Below are 18,205 nucleotides of genomic sequence, written 5' to 3'. Positions count from 1 at the left end.
ATGGGAGCTCATTACAAGATTGCGATAATTGGACTTGGATCTATTGGGAGAAGGCATTTATTTAATATTGTAAAAGTTCTTGATGCGAGGGATATTTCTTATTCTATAGATTTGATTAGAAGAGATTTTAATAATGAGATCACCGAAGATATTAAATCAATCATTAATGATGTGTATACAGATTATTTTAATGTACCAGATGATTATGATGTTATCTTTATAACAAATCCAACATTTTTACATTTTGATACGGTTAAAAGCTATATCCCCAAAACAAAACATATGTTCATTGAAAAGCCGGTTTTCAGTGATCCTGCTGTCGCAATTCAAGAGCTAATGCTTAATGAAAATGGTATTTACTACATTGCTTGCCCTCTAAGGTACACCGATGTTATACAATATGTTAAGCATGAGATTAATTTAAGTAAAGTTTATAGCGTTAGAGCAATTTGTTCCAGCTATTTGCCCCAATGGAGAGCTGGAGTAGATTACAGGGACACGTATAGCGCTCATGCGGACGAAGGGGGCGGTGTCTCCATTGATCTTATACACGAATGGGATTATTTGGTGTACCTGTTCGGGCATCCTGACAGAGTAGAAAACTTTAGAGGGAAGGTTTCGCATCTCGAAATTGATAGTGATGATTTGTCAATATACATTGCTAAGTACAGAAATATGATGGCAGAAGTTCATTTGGACTACTTTGGGATTCAGACAATTAGAGAGCTTCAGCTATTTACGGATGAAGATACTATTATTGCAGATATCGCTAACAGCAGAATAACTTATTTGAAGCGGAATGAAATGATTTCCTTTGCAGAGTCCAGAAATGATTACCAACTCAAAGAAATCTCCTCGTTTTTTGATGTAATAGAAGGAAAGCTCAGTAATCCAAACGATATAGCGGCGGCCATCATGACTTTGAAAATTGCAAAGGAGGGGAGCCTGTAATGAGAATTTTATTTACGATTTGCGGAAGGGCTGGATCCAAAGGAATTAAGAATAAAAACCTTAAAGACTTCTTAGGCTATCCGTTGGTTTTTTATACAGCATCAGTAATTGATTTATTCATGAAACAAAACTCCCGTGTAGACTGCGATATCGTTGTAAATACAGACAGTAAAGATTTAATGAACCTAATTCATCAGAATCTAAAGTTACAAATTGATTTTATCGATAGAGATCCTGCTCTGGGACAAGATTATACGCCCAAAATAGCTGTGATACAGAACAGCCTTGAGATCATGGAGGAGAGAAACAAACAAAACTACGATATGGTAGTGGATCTTGATATCACCTCCCCATTAAGAACCGTTGCGGATTTGCAATCACTGATAGACAAGAAAACTGAATGTAATGCTGATGTAGTTTTTTCAGTGACTGATTCAAGACGCAATCCGTATTTCAATATGGTTAAGCAATCTGCTGAGGGTTATGTAAGAGTAATTGAGTCGTCCTTTAACGCCCGGCAGGAAGCTCCTGAGATTTTTGATATGAACGCCTCGCTATATGCCTACTCCCCGTCATTTCTCAGAAGCGGTAAAGGGATATTTGAAGGCAGATGTGAAGTAATTAGAATGATGGATACAGCTGTATTAGATATAGACAATGAGAATGATTTTGAACTTATGGAGGTCATTGCGGAATATTTGTTTAGGTCTTATGAAGAGATGGATATAGTGAGAAGGAACATTAGTGAAGTGACGAAAATTTAATAAAAAGATTATACAAGCTAAAGAGAGCCGAACAATTAATAAATGTTCGGCTCATGCCTTTTGTTATAAATATTACTTTGAAGTAAGATCAATTAGTTGTGATTCAGATAGGGAATAAAAGTATGGTGTAGTTCATTCTTCCATAAGAGGAAGTGGGGAATAACTCGTTCAGACAAATGATTTTCTAATAAGCTCCAAGAGTCATCATTAAAATAAACAACAGCCTCCATAAGGCTGGTTTTTAACTGTGTCTCTAGTGCATGAAAGTTGTTATTGCTGAGATACATGGAAAATGTATCTATTTGTAGAGTTGTAGTTGTGTGGGCATTTAGTATATCTTGCATAACTATAGCTGCCTCGTTATAATTTTGCTCAGCAATCTTATTAACAATAAAATCGAAACCTTCCTCTATCGAATCGAAGATATCCATAATACTGTGCATTAGTTGAAAAGAATGAATTAAATTATAATTTGTTTTTATTTTTTGATCGAGACTAACATTCAGAGTGAAGTTCTCCTTGAATTCAAAAACGTAACTTGCACTTCCGCAGTTCAAAGTATTTATTGTATTATTTGAAAATTCATTCTCGTGGTTTTCCTTCGCCAAACCGAATTTCAGATCCAGGTCGGCAACATAGTCAAATAGTTTGCGTAAAGAGGCATTCATTGCATGAGTGTATTCTTTAAAAAGAACGCCATCAAGGTCATTTTCTCCGACCCGTTTGTAGTAGGTGAAGTTGTAATTAGACAATAGAGCAGCTACTTTATCCTTATCATTTACCGAGGCAGTATGATCCTCTTCACAGTGGAAAAGATAATAACGTGTTTCCGAAGATACTCTATGCTCTCTGGTTAATAGATTCCGGATCTGTTTATGAGAATCTCCAAAATAGTAAGGAGAAGTCTCATCCAAGATTGTCCATGGATTATTGTATGCATAATGAAGAGTATAAGATTTGTTGTTAAATTCCAGATTAACAGCAAAGTCGGGTTCGAAGATTTCTCTGCCTGCAATATGTTTCAATTCTGCACGAGAAAACCCCGAGTTATCGATAATGACTGAAAAAGTATTGGGTGCAAACTTCCCACACAGCATTGCAATATAACCACCGTATGAGGAACCGTAGGCGATTATCCTCTTTTTATCTAGAAGAGGATAATTTTTGAGCAGGTCACCTAATACCGTTAAATGATCTAAGGCGGGTAAAAAACCAAAGGATTGGTATTCGTTCCGAAGTGTGATTTTTAAAGCTTGACACCGAGGATCTAGATGAGAAAGCCCTTTGCTTTCTAACAGCTGCCAAACCTTTTTGTAATAATCATTTTCAGATGAAATGTCATTCCAGTAGGTACTTGGAGTTCCATATATTTTTTCTGTGTTTTGTATGAAGAGGCTGTCTGTTTTGGTATCACTTCCTCTATATATACCAAAATAATTAATGGATACTACTGCACACTTGTATTTTTCGGCAAGGTAAGGATTTAACTTCTCTAATTGATAGGTTGTATTCGCAAGCCCCCCAAATCCCGGAATTGTTAAAATAACTCCAGTGGATTCAGTTATACCTTCAGAGGGGAGGGTTACATAATAATCTAGTTCTTCTCGGGTAAAGCCTAATTCGATATCTTTATGCGGTTTGATTTTAAAGCAAAGTGCTTTCAATAGTTTCCGCCTCCCAATTAATTGTGATTGTACTGAACTGACAAGCTCGCAGTATCCATAATTATCGGAATAGGGGGGAGTATTTTGTATAGTTTGAAAGTGGTAGGAAAGCAAGTCTAAGTTCAGTTAAATCTATATTAAACTCTAAATTTAAAAAGTCTTAAAAAGCTATAAACAACTAGCTGCTCTCTGACGATATATAATTTAGACGCTGATCCGGCAGGGCGGCCGACCTTAATGGATCAGCGTTTACCACATGGATGTGGAACTAACTTATTTCAGGGAGGAAATATTCAATGATTATCAATCACAATATTCCGGCGTTGAACACTCACCGCCAACTGTCGATCAACACAGCTAATACTAGCAAAAATATCGAGAAATTGTCTTCTGGTTTGCGCATCAACCGTGCTGGTGATGACGCTGCTGGTCTGGCAATCTCTGAAAAAATGCGCGGTCAAATCCGCGGTTTGGATCAGGCTTCCCGTAACGCTCAGGATGGTATCTCTTTGATTCAAACAGCTGAAGGCGCACTGAACGAAACTCATTCGATCCTGCAACGTCAACGCGAAATTGCTAACCAATCCGCGAACGGAACGAACACTGATGCTGACCGTCAAGCACTGCAAGACGAAATGAACCAGCTGACATCCGAAATCAACCGTATCGGTAATACTACTGAATTCAATACTCAGAAACTGCTTAACGGCGGCATTGGATCCGGTGAAAGCGGTAAGCTGACTCAGGCAACAAGTGCTGAGGTTGTTGCTTCTAGTGCAGTTACTACTGGAGCAATCACTGCTAAGCTGACAGTAGACGATATCACATTTGATCTTTCTGGAGTTAGTGCAATCTCGACAGTTGACGCTGCAAATGCTGAGAAATTGGCTACTGCACTGGGTAATGTAACTTCTGGTGGTACTAAGTTGTCAAGTCTGGTTGACATTAAGCTGAATGGCACTACTCTTACATTTACTGCTAAATCTTCAGGATCCTCCAGTGAGATTAAGTTTAGTGGTGCTGACGCAGCTCTGGGAGTATCCGCTTCTTTAGGTGTGGCACAGGGTGCGCCTTCTACTGTAGAACGTGCTGGTCTTCAAGGTACGAACTCCCTTACAGCTGCTGCGACTACTATCGCATCACAAGCGTCGCTTAAGTTCACTGTGGGTTCTGAGAGTGAAGTGGAGGTTATTCTTAACTCCGATACTGCAGCTAAAACTTACAAAACAAATGACGCAGATGCAAACGTAGCAAAAGCAGCAATGAATGATTTGGTAAAAGATCTGAATGCAGCATTGCAAAAGGCTGGATTAGATAGTAAAGTAACGGCATCTTTGTCCAAAGATAATGAAATTCAATTCATTTCTGAAACGGGTAAAGATATCAAGTTGGCTGATGGTGCTGGCGGAGCACTGGCAGCAGTCGGTACCGGATTTGCGGCTGTTGATAACGTTGAACAAGTCGTAGGCGCTGGAGCTCAAGGCGTTGGATTCTCCACGAAGTTCCAAATTGGAGCCAATACTGGTCAATCCATGTCTTTGCAAATCAATGATGTTCGTGCAGCTGCACTTGGTATTACTGGCAATGCAGGACAAGCTGGTTTCACTAAAGAGAATGCTGTTACCAACGGTTCTAACGATATTAAATCCGAGGCTGCTTTGAATATTGCAACCCGTGAGGATGCATCCAAGGCAATTGCCGTTCTGGACAAAGCTACTTCCCTCGTATCCAGCGAACGCGCTAAACTGGGGGCTGTTCAGAACCGTCTGGAACACACTATCAACAACTTGGGAACAGCTTCTGAGAATCTGACAGCCGCTGAATCCCGTATCCGTGATGTTGATATGGCTAAAGAGATGATGGCCCAAACTAAGAACAACATTCTTGCTCAAGCTGCACAAGCAATGTTGGCGCAAGCTAACCAACAGCCACAAGGCGTACTGCAACTGTTGAGATAATTTCATTAATAGAAAATTTATAATCATTAAAGAAATGCCCCACGTTGTGGGGCTTTCTTGTTATACTGATTCTATACTTTGTTTTTGATAAAAATGAATATTAAGTAAGGGAGCACTGATGGGATGGTTGACGTTTTAAACAGTAATATAGACATCTTGTCTAATAATCCTAAATATACAATTGGAATGCCGGACACAAGTAAGATTAAGCAGGTAGTAAGTGATACAGATGATTCAGGGAATGAAATATTATTTATCGATAACAAGGCATACGTGCAAAAATGTGAATTTGACGACTCCAATCAGCCTAATTCGTTTAAGCGTGAACTGATTTTTGTTATTGGCATTTATTCAGTTGAAGAAATCAGAAAACTCATCAGTATGGTTAATAATCAATCTTTAATTGTTATTATTGAGCCTAACACTTCTGTGTTTAATTATACTTTACACAATAAGGATCTATCCTTTTTTGAGTCGCCCAATATATATCTTTATGCGGATAATCTGGATAACTTGCCGTCATTTCTTGATATGTTTTTTTTGTCAGATGCAATTTTCTACTTGAAAAATATTAAATTTTACTTTACTTATTTTTACAGAGAACATGGAATTGACAGTAGCATAGCCATTGTGAGAATGATAAAAGAAATGGTCGGTTATAAAGGATTGATGTATGGAAACTCAGTAGAGGATAGCTTAATCGGATTCAGACACCATATGAAGAATTTAAAACATCTCAGCCGTTCAAAAGATATATCATTATTGAAAAATGCAATGCGCAATGTACCTGCTGTCGTTGTAGCAGCTGGCCCTTCTCTAAATAAAAATATTAAAGAATTACTTCAGTTGAAGGATAAAGCCATCATAATTGCCGTAGATACTATAGCGCAGAGGCTCTGCAATGAAGGAATAATTCCTGATTTTATTTGCTCTATTGAGCGAGGCATAGAAACATATACCTATTTTTATGAGGGCAAGACATACCCTGTTGAATCTGCGCTTGTTGGTCCGCTTGTTCTTTACCCACAGATTTTTGAAGAGTATCCTGGCGAACTGGTTATTCCCATGCGGGAAAGAGTAGGGGAATTTATTTGGCTCAAGGAGATTCTAGAACTTAAAGGGGATTATACTATAAGTATTGGTCTGTCTTGTGCTCACGTAGCTTTAGGTGTTGCTGAGCACTTAGGTGCCTCACCTATAATTCTAGTAGGACAAGACTTAGCATATGGAACCTCCGAGGAGGAAACACATGCTGGGGGGACTATATATGATGATAAGGAATTAGCGGATAGCTTGACCCCTGTTATGAAAACGTTAAAAACGGAGGGTTATAATGGTGGGGAAGTTGCTACTACAGAAATATGGAATGCCTTCCGAACCTGGCTTGAAATTGAAATTGTAAACAAACGGCTTCGTGTCATCAATGCAACTGAAGGCGGAGCGAGAATTGATAATACAGAGCAAATGCCTTTGCACGAAGTGAACGATCAGTTCTGTAACGATAGAATTAAGCCTGTAGCCGAGGTGCTGAAGGAAATAGCAAACTACCCACTAAGTGGATCTCATATGCAGCAAGTGATTAAGGAGCAGTACAAGTATTTTCTTGAGCTTAAACAACAATTTGAAAAACAACGCAAAACGGTTAAACGTCTAAAACTTAGTAAATATACGCCTGAAAGTGATTTGAAGCTGGCGTTGGATAAAATTGACCAGACAGAAAAATTTTTTAACATCGTATTAAATAATTGGTTGTTAAGACACCTATTGCAGCCTGCCACAATTAATTCAGTGTGGAACTTATATCAAATTGAACTGGTGGCCACTCCTGATAATGTTATTACAGCCAAAGATGTCAATCTTGGTTTTCTGGATATCAGTGTTTATGTTTTGAGTGAAATTGTCTCTATATTAGAAACAACCGCTAAAGAATTACAGTCATAATACAATCGCCGGGGTGTGGAAATGATGAAAATGGGAAAAGTACTGGTTACAGGTGCGGATGGTTTTATCGGGTCGCATTTAACAGAAAAGTTGGTTGAGTTAGGGTACGATGTTAAGGCCTTCGTGTACTATAATTCTTTTAATTCTTGGGGATGGCTGGATCATTCACGGTATCAAGGGGAGTTTGAAGTATTTGCTGGAGATATCCGTGATCCTTTTGGAATAAAGACAGCAATGAAAAACTGCGATAGAGTGCTACATCTAGCCTCGCTAATCGCGATACCATACTCTTACCATTCTCCTGATACCTATATTGATACCAACATCAAAGGTACTCTAAATGTACTACAAGCTGCCCGTGAGTTGGGTGTCTCCAAAGTTGTTCATACATCTACAAGTGAAGTGTATGGAACAGCACAATATGTGCCTATAGATGAGGTTCATCCACTGCAGGGACAATCACCATATTCTGCATCCAAGATTGGTGCCGATCAGATGGCACTCTCATTTTATCGCTCATTCGATACGCCGGTTGCAATTATTAGGCCATTTAATACGTATGGTCCCCGCCAGTCTGCGCGTGCAGTCATTCCGACCATTATTTCTCAGTTGGCAGCAGGCAAAGAAAAAATTAAGCTAGGTGCAGTGAGTCCAACAAGGGACTTCAATTACGTTCAAGATACGGTCAACGGATTCATTTCAATTTTGAACAGTGATAAGGCAATCGGAGAAGTGATAAATATAGGTAGCAATTATGAAATTTCTATTGGTGATACAGTTGCCTTGATCGCGGAGGTAATGGGGAAAAAGGTAGAGATTGAAACGGAAGAGATACGTATACGGCCAGAGAAAAGTGAAGTTGAAAGGCTTTGGGCAGATAATGTAAAAGCAAAACAGCTGCTGGGCTGGGAACCTTCTTATGGTGGTATTGCCGGATTAAAACGGGGATTGAAAGAAACAGCTGATTGGTTTGGAGATAAGAAGCATCTATCTCAGTATAAGGAATCGGTGTACAACATATGAGTACAATGTGGCAGGATATTGCGGTAAATGTAAAGGGAATCTATGGTGTGCATTCAAATGTTCCCTTGCATGAACCGACATTTGGCTCACTCGAACTGGAATATGTAACCGACTGTATCCAGAGCGGTTGGGTATCGTCTGTAGGGAAGTATGTCGATCAGTTTGAAGAAAAACTGGCGGAATATGCAGGAGTACGTAGAGCAGTAGCTGTTGTTAATGGTACAGCTGCACTGCATATAGCCTTAAAAATAGCTGGTGTACAGGCTAATGAGGAAGTATTCATGCCTGCTCTTACATTTGTTGCAACAGCTAATGCAATCACTTATTTGCAGGCTGTTCCACACTTCGTCGATGTGTCTAAAGAGACTTTGGGTATAGATCCGGTGAAGCTGGCTGAGCATATCAAAGAGATTGGCGAGCGAAGAGATGGGTATCTTGTGAACAGACAGACAGGCAGGATCATTCGTGCTGTCCTGCCGATGCATACGTTCGGACATCCGGTCGAATTGGATGCTTTAATTGAAATCTGTCATTATTACGGTCTGGTTATGGTTGAAGATGCTGCAGAGTCATTGGGCTCTTACTATAAAGGTAAACATACAGGCGGATTTGGACTTGTGGGCGCGTTAAGCTTTAACGGTAACAAAATTATTACTACAGGTGGGGGAGGGGCAATTCTAACGAATGATGTGGAGCTTGCAGATTATGCCAAGCATATTACTACTACAGCCAAAACGCCCCACCGTTGGGAGTACCAGCATGATGAAGTTGGTTATAACTATAGACTGCCAAATATTAATGCTGCACTTGGTTGCGCCCAGTTAGATAAACTCCCGGGATTTTTGGCGTCCAAACGTGCACTGACAGAGAAGTACCGCGATTTATTCCAAGGCATTGAAGGTGTAGATTTGTTCCTGGAGCAACCGCATAATTCAAGCAACTATTGGTTGCAGACTCTGCTCTTGGATGAGCGGCTTTATGACAGGGATAACGTATTGGAACAACTGCATGCTGAGGGTGTAATGGCACGTCCGATTTGGACACCGTTAGATGAATTGACCCCGTATGCTGGTTATCCTAAGGCTGATCTTTCTGTTACACATCAATTGAAGCGGCAAATCATTAATATTCCTTCAACGCCGCTGAAAGGAGAAACTGATGTCTAATCGAAAAGTATGTGTAGTTACAGGAACGCGAGCGGAATATGGCTTGTTATACTACCTGATGCAAGAGATTCAATCAGACCCTGCTTTAGAATTGCAGATCATTGCAACAGGGATGCACCTGTCACCGGAATTTGGATTAACATATCAGCAGATAGAGCAAGACGGCTTCATCATAAATGAGAAGATTGAAATGCTTCTGTCGGCCGATACGCCTTCATCTATTGCTAAATCAATGGGAATAGGGGTCTTGGGATACGCAGATTCTTTTCAGCGTCTGCAGCCAGATGTAATCGTTCTACTTGGAGACCGCTTCGAAATGTTAGCTGCAGCTCAGACTGCTCTGGTTATGCGGATTCCCGTTGCCCATATTTCCGGGGGGGAATTAACAGAAGGAGCAATTGATGATTCTATACGCCATGCTATCACCAAAATGAGCCACATTCACTTCCCATCTACAAATGAATATTCTCAAAGAATAATTCAATTAGGTGAGCAACGTGAACGGGTATTTCAAGTGGGGAATCTTGGTGTTGAAGCCATTCGTAAGATGACATTATTTACGGAAAAGGAGCTTTCAACACTTTATGGTTTTTCTCTAAATAAGTTATTTCTAATCACTTTCCATCCAGTTACACTTGAAGTGCAAACAGCAGAAAAGCAGATTGAAGAGTTGTTAGCTGCATTGGACCATTTTCCGGAGTACAATATAGTGTTTACTAAATCTAATGCTGATACAGATGGAAGAATTATAAATAAGCGGATAGATGAGTACGCTGCAATTCATTCGGATCGTGTCCGAGCAGTCTTCTCTTTGGGCCAGTTGAAATATCTGAGTACCATGAAGTATTGCTCAGCAGTGATTGGTAATTCTTCGAGTGGAATTATTGAAGCTCCCGTATTCTTAAAGCCGACGATTAATATCGGGGATAGGCAGAAGGGTAGGCTTAAAGCTAACTCTATCATTGACTGCGCACCCAAAGAAAAAGATATCAGGGATTCGATTCATAAAGCGATTTCTCCACCATTTCAACAGAAGGCAAAGGATACTGTGCTGAAGTATGATGGGGAAACGACGTCTGTCGATATCACCCAGATACTTAAAACAATAGATTTAAGAAACATTATACAAAAATCATTCTTAACTATTCCGGAGGTATAGTGATGAACGCTACATTTGTCATTGCAGAAGCAGGTGTAAATCATAATGGGGATTTGGAGCTAGCTAAACGATTAGTAGATATTGCAGTGAGTAGCAAGGCTGACGCTGTAAAGTTTCAAACCTTTAAGACAGAGCTTGTTATTAGTAAGCATGCACCAAAAGCTGAATATCAGATGCAGACGACTGGTGAAGAAGAGTCGCAATTTGAAATGGTAAAAAAGCTTGAACTTTCGTTCGATCAATTTCGTGAACTGAAAAATTACTGTGAAGATTCTGGGATTGAATTTTTGTCAACTCCATTTGATATAGAGAGTGCGGACTTTTTAATTGATGAGTTGAAACTAAGAACTATTAAAATATCCTCTGGTGAAATTACAAATGCTCCATTGCTTTATCATATTGCCTGTAAAAAGCCTGATATCATTCTGTCCACAGGAATGGCTACACTAAGTGAGGTAGAGGCTGCGCTTGGTGTAATCGCTTTTGGTTTACTCTCGGCTCATGATCAACCTTCTGTCAGTGCATTCCGGGCAGCGTATTTATCTCCAGAAGGGCAGGAACAACTACAAAGGAAAGTGAAATTGTTGCATTGTACAACTGAATATCCTGCTCCTGTGAAAGATGTAAATCTATTAGCTATTGAAACTATGCAGAAAGCATTTGGTCTTCCAGTAGGTTATTCAGATCATACAGAGGGGATAGCAGTTACCGTAGCCGCTGTTGCTCTAGGTGCTAGAATTATTGAAAAGCATATTACGCATAATAAACAAGCGGAAGGCCCTGATCACAAAGCTTCACTTTCTCCAGATGAGCTAAAATTATTAATTGAAAGTATTCGACAAGTAGAATTAGCAAAAGGAACAGGAATTAAAATTCCGGCTAAATCGGAACTTAAGAATCTTGAAATTGCCCGTAAAAGCATTGTTGCATCTAAAAAAATCAAAGTGGGGGAGAAACTAACTTTGAATAATATTACCATCAAGCGTCCTGGTAACGGAATATCTCCATTCGAATATTGGGAGATGTTAACAGAGGAAGCGTCTAAGGATTTTAACCAAGACGAGCCGTTGAGTCGATTATGATAGTGTCCGTAGAAGAAGCACTGCAAATATATAATCGAATTCCGAGTGACAAACGGTCTTTTTACTTCCATCCGGATTATGTGATTAATGATACATTCTATAAAAAGGGAGTAAGGCCAGTCTTTTTTGCTAAAGAAGATGGCGATAATATCTATTACCATGCCTTTCAGTTGGGGGAAATACCAGGAACGATATTTTTTGATGTACAATCCCCTTATGGTTATGGAGGACCTATAGGGATAGGAAATCAAAGTTTTATTGACAAATGCATTGAATCGTATAAAAAATGGTGCGTAAGCAACTATGTATTAATTGAATTTATACGATTCCACCCGTTATTAGAAAATGATAGGACGTATTATGGGGAGGTTTCCTATAATAGAACCGTTGTTAGTATAAATCTTACTACTAATGATTTGTTTTCAGAATTCAGTACCCGTGTCAGAACGACTATTAGAAAGGCTCAGAAGAGTTCGTTAAGTATAACTTTTTCTAAATCTCAAAACGTAGTTAAGCAATTTATTGAGTTGTATGTAAAATTAATGGATGGAAAAGAAGCTGACAGATCCTATTATTTCTGTAAAGAATACTTTGTTGATCTGTTAAAGAATGATAATGTATATTTGCTTAGTGTATTGAACGAGGAAGATTTAGTTATAGGAGCTTCGATTTTTTTTGTCGTTGACCAAATAGCTGAATATCACCTTTCGGCATCGAATGATGAAGGGCGCTCTAAGGGAGTATCCAATCTATTAATTTATGAATTTGCGAAGTACGCACAGAGTAAGGGGACTAAATCATTATACTTAGGTGGAGGAACAGACCGATCAGAAAAGAATGCATTGCTGTTCTTTAAACGAGGTTTTTCCCGATTAGAATCACAATTTAAAATAGGGAATTATAAACATAATGAAGTAGCATATGAGAATATGAGATGTGAATTTTTAAAAGATAATCCTGGTAAGGAACAGTTAGTGCTATTTTATCGATAAAGAGGAGAGGCGATATATAGATGGCTTGGGATAATATATGGGAGGATATTTTTAGTAGTCAGGGGTGGGGGAAGTATCCTTCAGAGGATTTAATTCGATTTATTGCAAGGAACTTTTACCAAGCTAGGGATAGAAAGGAAGTCAAAGTATTAGAGGTGGGTTGTGGGACTGGGGCTAACCTATGGTATGTAGCTAGGGAAGGATTTACTATTTACGGAATTGATGGTTCTAAAACAGCTATTGAAATTGCTAAAACTAGATTAGATGTAGAAGTGGAAGACTGGTCAGGACAGTTAGTTGTAGGAGACTTTATTTCACTACCCTATGAAGATAACTTTTTTGATGCTGTAATAGATAATGAGGCAGTATATTCAAACTCTTACGAAAATTCTCAAGTTATTTACAATGAAATCCATAGAGTGCTGAAACCTAAAGGGAAGCTTTATAGTAGAACCTTTGCTGCTGGTAGTTGGGGAGACGGAACAGGTGAACAGGTTGCACCTGGTTTATGGGTAGTCAGTGAAGGACCAGCATATGGTAAGGGAACTACCAGATTCTCAACAGAAAAGGACATTAAGAATCTACTTGAAAAGTACGAAATCACAGAGTTGGAGCAAATTATAAAAACATGCAATAATTTGAGTGAAAAAATTATAGAGTGGGTTATTATTGCTTCTAAGCGATGAACAGAGTACTTCAAGGAGCGATGCAGATGGAAAAATGGAGAGAAATATTAATTGCTCCAGAAACAACTATATTAAATGTTATGGAAATTATCGATAAATCATCATTGCAGTTCGCAGTGGTAATTGATAAAGAAAACCGATTGCTCGGAACGGTGACGGATGGAGATATTCGTCGAGGCATTTTACGCGGACATCCCCTAGACACGGCTATTGAGCAGGTAATGAATAACAATCCAGTGTATGAGAGATATGGGAAGCGAGCTTCTTACTATAAGGAGTTAATAAAAGAGAAGAAACTGAAGCAACTGCCAATCGTTAATGGAAGAAAACAAATTGAAAACATTCTTTTTGCAGAAGATATTCTTAAGTTTCTCCAGAAAGAGAACACTGTTATTTTGATGGCTGGAGGAATGGGGACACGGTTGCGTCCTCTTACTGACGATATCCCAAAACCAATGTTGAAGGTTGGCGGCAAACCTATTTTAGAGACAATTATTGAGAGCTTTAAGAGTTTCGGATTTACAAACTTTTTGCTGTCAGTTAATTATAAAAAAGAAGTTATTGAAAATTATTTTCAGGATGGTACGCATTTTGGCGTTCGTATCCAGTATATTGAAGAAGGCAAGCGATTAGGGACGGCTGGCGCTCTCTCCTTATTGACACAGCAGCCTAAACTACCTTTTTTTGTAATGAATTCGGATCTCCTAACCAAAATTAATTATGAGCAGTTGTTGGATTTTCATCAGGAATCAGCCTCGATGGCTACTATGTGTGTAAGAGAATATGAATATCAGATTCCTTATGGTGTGATAGAAACGGACCAACACCGCTTGCTCTCTATTGTAGAGAAGCCAAAACATAAGAGTTTTGTCAATGCAGGCATTTATGTGCTTAATCCTGAAATATTGCAATATGTTCCTGAAGATGAATTCTATGATATGCCTGATCTGTTTAAGAATTTAATTATGATGAATAAAGAGGTATCTGCTTTTCCGTTAAGAGAATATTGGCTTGATATTGGACAAGCGGCAGATTATGACAAGGCCAATGGGGATTATAAAGGTGTTTTTTATGATTGATAAAGCTTGAGCGGAAGTAATTATACGAATTCTACCAATAGGATTAATACTTAGATTGGCTGTTGGGTGTTGTTGGAGTCAGTTATTCTGTAGAAACGCCCTCAAGATTTTATAATGTTTTTTAAAGCCCTGGTTATTTTTCTTAACTTGGGCTTTTTTCTCTTGACTTCAACCAAAATCCTAAATTATCCCTGAATCTAACCGATATATAGAGTATAAAACGAGTGTTGGTGGAGGTCGGGGTTAATGAATGTACAGTTTTCACTTACTGCAAGTTCGACAACAAACGGACTGGGCAGAGCGGAAGTAACAACAGCACCGAGAAGTGGAACGGCGATGCCTGTAGGTCAGGAATCAGCAATCAAGGATGATAAGAGTCTGAAAGAGAAGCAGACTGGCCAGGTATCGGTTGGTGAGGAACAGCTGATCCGCACGATTGAGCAAGCCGTTAAATCATTGCAAGGACCCCAGACTACGCTGGAAATCAGCATCCATGAAAAGACACATGACATTATGGTAAAGGTTCTTAATAAAGATACTGGTGAGTTGATAAGGGAAGTTCCACGGGAGAAGACATTGGATCTTGTGGCTAAGATGATGGAAATAGCCGGAATACTCGTAGACGAGAAAATCTGATTACATAGGAGGTGCTCTTGTTGGTAACACGGATCAACGGATTTTCAGGTATGGACATTGATAGTATGGTTAAGAGTATGATGGCTACTAAGAGGGTGCCTTTGGACAAGCTAAATCAGGATAAACAGATCCTGCAATGGACACGTGAAGGATACCGCGAGCTGAACAGCAAACTTTACGATTTCCGGACAAATAAATTAATAACTAAGTATGGAGGAAATGCTGCACTTAATGCTCAGAAAGCAATGATTAGCGGAAATACAACTGCTGTAAAAGCTGAAGCCTTGGCAACGGCCAGCGGAGTGGATATGAAGGTTAGTGTTACCAAGCTGGCAACAAGAACAACTTATGAAACTACAGGATTAGGACAAGGCAAGCCGGCTACAACATCGTTAGCATCATTAGATGGTGTTAATCTCTCTAGTTTGTCTTCATCTGAACAAACCGAATATCTGAAAAAAGGTTTTGATATTAACATTAACGGTGAAACGTTCAAAGACAAGGATGGGAATTCCCTCTTTAATGGTCTCACCACAATCTCAACACTTGTCGCTACTATTAACTCTTCTGCCAAAGCTAATGCTATTGCCAGCTATGATGAAATCACAGGCAAGCTTATTATTGCTTCCAAAACCAGTGGCAAAGATGGCGCCGTTACCTTGGGAACACCTGCAAGCAGTAATACTTTACTTGGTTTGTTCTCGAAGAGCAATGTAGTGGAAACAAATAAAGTAACGGATGTTACTACTGCAACTACAGTAACTGAGCTTATAAACAAACGAGACGGCAGTGCCCTGGTTGATGCAGATGTGGAAGATATTAAATTTACAATTAATGGCAAAGATTTCACGGTTAAAGGCTCGGATTCCATTGCAAATATTGTTGATGCAATTAATAACCAGACATGGGATGCGAGTGCCAAAGTAAGTGCCAGTTTCACTGCAGATGGTACCTTGAAGCTTGTTGGTGATTCTGGGGGGCCTGTTACTCTCGGCGGAGATTCTTTTGAGTTTATGAAGCTCTTTAATGGAAGACAGTCAAATCCTGCAGATAATAACTCCATGACAAAGACCATAGATGGGGTAAATGCGGAAGTAACCATTAATGATGTAGCAATTGATAATGTTAACAGCAATACCTTTACTATTAACGGAGTGCAGCTGACACTGCAGGAATTGACTAAAAAGGATGCATCTTCTGTTGATGAGCCTGTTATCATCAAAACACAAACAGACCCTGATAAAGCAGTGGAGACTATTAAAGGCTTTATTGCAGACTACAATAGCTTGATCGTATCCTTAAATGCTAAAATCGATGAAGCAAAATACCGCGATTTTAGGCCTCTAACGGATGAGCAGAAGAGCGCAATGAACGAGGAAGATATTAAGGCTTGGACCGAGAAGTCGAAAAGTGGTCTTTTTAAGAATGATGATATTATCAAATCCTTATTATCCGAAATGCGCGGCATTATCACTGAGAAGCTCGGTCCACTGAGCTCGCTTGGAATTACAACCGGAAATTATTTAGAAAATGGCAAGCTGGTCATTGAGGACGAGACTAAGTTAAAGAACGCAATCAGCGCTAATCCACAGCTTGCTATGGATATATTGCAAGGACCGGCTAATGCGCCCAAAGAAGGAATTCTGGACAGGTTTGCTGATAAAGTAAGTTCTGCTATTGATAAGATTTCTGAACGGGCAGGAACTAACCGGTTCTCTATGGATCTTACTAGTACTTTTAAGGAAGAGAGTGTAATGGGAAGGAAGATGAAGGCATACAATGCACAAATAAGTTCGATGCTAACGATGCTGAATAACGCTGAAACCCGTTACTATAAACAATTCACAGCCATGGAAACTGCCATGAATAGGCTCCAGTCTCAAGCTACCAACCTGTTTTCTGCAAGTAGCTAAGAAACTTTTAAATAGAGGGTGAAATAATTGCTTAAATCTCCATACGATAAATATCGTCAGTCATCAGTTCAAACCTCAACACCTGCTCAACTCGTGATTATGCTGTTTGATGGGGCTATACGTTTTGCGAAGACGGCTATTGACGGTTTGAATAAGCAAGATTTGGAGAAATCGAATTTAAATTTTGGTAAAGCTCAGACGATCATCAGTGAATTAATGAGCACACTGGATTACTCCATTGAAATTTCTAAGAGCCTTTACTCTCTCTATGAATACACGAACCACTTATTAATAGAAGCCAACATTCACAAAAACCCGGCGAAAGCCGAAGAGGCTATCGGCTATCTTACCGATCTCCGCGAAACCTGGCTGCAGGCCTCTAAGCTTGCTGCGAGTCAATCTGAGATTGCCAATGGATGAACTTATCCGCAGCCTGGATCAGCTCACTAAGGCGATTATAGACCGGCTTCAGGAAGCGACTTACGAGGAGCTTGAAGCTTTCGTTGAGGAGCGGCAGAAGCTTGTCGATGGCATCGCAGAAAAGAGGGTAATTTGTCAGCTCTCTCCTGCACAACAAAGCGAAATTAATCGAATTCTGGAGCAGGATTATGAGCTTCTGGGCCGGATGAATGCCCTTCGTCTCGAAGCGCAGGACTTTCTGATGAAACGCGGACAAGCCAAAATGCAGCGCAACGCCTACGAATCCGCCTACACCCCCGACAGCATCCTGATGGACCGCAAAAAATAACTAAATTCCATATGTTTCATCTCAGGAGCAGGCGGGTATTATATAGCGTCTGCTCCTTTTTTGATGAATTTACTCCTGTGAAAGTGTTCTTTAATGTTAAATTAAACAATGGTAAATAATTGCATGTAACCATTTACTATTCCAATTGACAATAAAGAAGCTGCGGTGGTATAGTCGAGTTGTGAGCATGACTCACGTTCATCTGATGACGAAGGGAATGTTTAATCAATGGAAGGTAAAGTTAAATGGTTTAACGCAGAAAAAGGTTATGGTTTCATCGAAACTGCCGATGGTGGCGACGTATTCGTACACTTCTCCGCAATCCAAACTGAAGGCTTCAAGACTTTGGATGAAGGTCAATCCGTTGAGTTTGACATCGTAGAAGGCGCACGCGGACCACAAGCAGCTAACGTCATCAAATTATAATCATCCGGCTTAGCCGA

The 18,205-nt window shown here is 39.6% G+C and carries 17 protein-coding genes; 16 read left to right on the top strand and 1 reads right to left on the bottom strand.

The annotated features are described in order from the left end of the window. Positions 1–951 (top strand): Gfo/Idh/MocA family protein, encoded by a 951-nt coding sequence (locus tag C2I18_RS10105; protein ID WP_249901057.1) that lies wholly within the window; start codon positions 1–3, stop codon positions 949–951. Continuing rightward, the gene (locus tag C2I18_RS10100; RefSeq protein ID WP_249901056.1) at positions 951–1,715 is read left to right on the top strand and encodes an acylneuraminate cytidylyltransferase family protein; all 765 of its coding nucleotides are present in this window, start codon (positions 951–953) and stop codon (positions 1,713–1,715) included. The genes C2I18_RS10105 and C2I18_RS10100 overlap by 1 nt, the downstream gene beginning before the upstream one ends. Before the next feature lie 92 nt (positions 1,716–1,807). Here C2I18_RS10100 and C2I18_RS10095 read toward each other — a convergent pair whose 3' ends face one another. Then, a complete protein-coding gene (locus C2I18_RS10095) occupies positions 1,808–3,379 on the bottom strand; it encodes a DUF2920 family protein (RefSeq protein WP_249901055.1) in 1,572 nt (523 codons plus the stop codon). A 296-nt stretch (positions 3,380–3,675) separates the two neighbouring features. Between C2I18_RS10095 and C2I18_RS10090 the strand changes: the two genes are divergently transcribed. The 14 genes from C2I18_RS10090 to C2I18_RS10025 all read left to right on the top strand — a co-directional run bounded on the left by C2I18_RS10090 (position 3,676) and on the right by C2I18_RS10025 (position 18,188). Further along, positions 3,676–5,337 carry a flagellin N-terminal helical domain-containing protein gene (locus tag C2I18_RS10090; protein WP_249901054.1) on the top strand — a complete coding sequence of 554 codons (1,662 nt, stop codon included), beginning with the start codon at positions 3,676–3,678 and terminating at the stop codon, positions 5,335–5,337. Positions 5,338–5,460: 123 nt separating this feature from the next. Further along, positions 5,461–7,278, top strand: a complete 1,818-nt coding sequence (locus C2I18_RS10085; RefSeq protein WP_249901053.1) for a motility associated factor glycosyltransferase family protein — start codon at positions 5,461–5,463, stop codon at positions 7,276–7,278. Between the two features lie 24 nt (positions 7,279–7,302). Beyond that, positions 7,303–8,301, top strand: a complete 999-nt coding sequence (locus C2I18_RS10080) for an NAD-dependent 4,6-dehydratase LegB (RefSeq protein ID WP_481857929.1) — start codon at positions 7,303–7,305, stop codon at positions 8,299–8,301. Next, positions 8,298–9,467: a LegC family aminotransferase gene (locus C2I18_RS10075; RefSeq protein ID WP_249901052.1), complete on the top strand. Its 1,170-nt coding sequence runs from the start codon at positions 8,298–8,300 to the stop codon at positions 9,465–9,467. The genes C2I18_RS10080 and C2I18_RS10075 overlap by 4 nt, the downstream gene beginning before the upstream one ends. After that, complete coding sequence (gene neuC / locus C2I18_RS10070; RefSeq protein WP_249901051.1) at positions 9,460–10,626, top strand: UDP-N-acetylglucosamine 2-epimerase; 1,167 nt, start codon at positions 9,460–9,462, stop codon at positions 10,624–10,626. Before C2I18_RS10075 ends, neuC begins: the two co-directional genes overlap by 8 nt. 2 nt (positions 10,627–10,628) lie before the next feature. Then, positions 10,629–11,708: an N-acetylneuraminate synthase gene (gene neuB / locus C2I18_RS10065; protein ID WP_249901050.1), complete on the top strand. Its 1,080-nt coding sequence runs from the start codon at positions 10,629–10,631 to the stop codon at positions 11,706–11,708. Positions 11,709–11,710: 2 nt separating this feature from the next. Further along, positions 11,711–12,700, top strand: coding sequence for a GNAT family N-acetyltransferase (locus tag C2I18_RS10060; RefSeq protein WP_249901049.1), 990 nt, complete (start codon positions 11,711–11,713; stop codon positions 12,698–12,700). 20 nt (positions 12,701–12,720) lie between these two features. Then, positions 12,721–13,386, top strand: a complete 666-nt coding sequence (locus tag C2I18_RS10055; RefSeq protein ID WP_249901048.1) for a class I SAM-dependent methyltransferase — start codon at positions 12,721–12,723, stop codon at positions 13,384–13,386. 26 nt (positions 13,387–13,412) lie between these two features. Beyond that, complete coding sequence (locus C2I18_RS10050) at positions 13,413–14,465, top strand: nucleotidyltransferase family protein (RefSeq protein WP_249901047.1); 1,053 nt, start codon at positions 13,413–13,415, stop codon at positions 14,463–14,465. A gap of 246 nt (positions 14,466–14,711) precedes the next feature. After that, entirely contained in the window at positions 14,712–15,101 is a 390-nt protein-coding gene (locus tag C2I18_RS10045) for a flagellar protein FlaG (protein WP_249901046.1), read from the top strand. A 20-nt stretch (positions 15,102–15,121) separates the two neighbouring features. Next, complete coding sequence (fliD, locus tag C2I18_RS10040) at positions 15,122–17,014, top strand: flagellar filament capping protein FliD (protein ID WP_249901045.1); 1,893 nt, start codon at positions 15,122–15,124, stop codon at positions 17,012–17,014. 27 nt (positions 17,015–17,041) lie between these two features. Further along, complete coding sequence (gene fliS / locus C2I18_RS10035) at positions 17,042–17,434, top strand: flagellar export chaperone FliS (protein WP_249901044.1); 393 nt, start codon at positions 17,042–17,044, stop codon at positions 17,432–17,434. Continuing rightward, a complete protein-coding gene (locus C2I18_RS10030; protein ID WP_249901043.1) occupies positions 17,427–17,762 on the top strand; it encodes a flagellar protein FliT in 336 nt (111 codons plus the stop codon). Before fliS ends, C2I18_RS10030 begins: the two co-directional genes overlap by 8 nt. Before the next feature lie 228 nt (positions 17,763–17,990). Continuing rightward, positions 17,991–18,188, top strand: a complete 198-nt coding sequence (locus C2I18_RS10025) for a cold shock domain-containing protein (protein WP_068724647.1) — start codon at positions 17,991–17,993, stop codon at positions 18,186–18,188. The last annotated feature ends 17 nt before the right edge of the window (positions 18,189–18,205 follow it).

This window comes from Paenibacillus sp. PK3_47, assembly GCF_023520895.1.
In the GTDB taxonomy this organism is placed as follows: Bacteria; Bacillota; Bacilli; order Paenibacillales; family Paenibacillaceae; genus Paenibacillus_AQ.
Note: the sequence above shows the minus strand (reverse complement) of the source record. Positions and strands in the feature narration are given on the sequence as shown.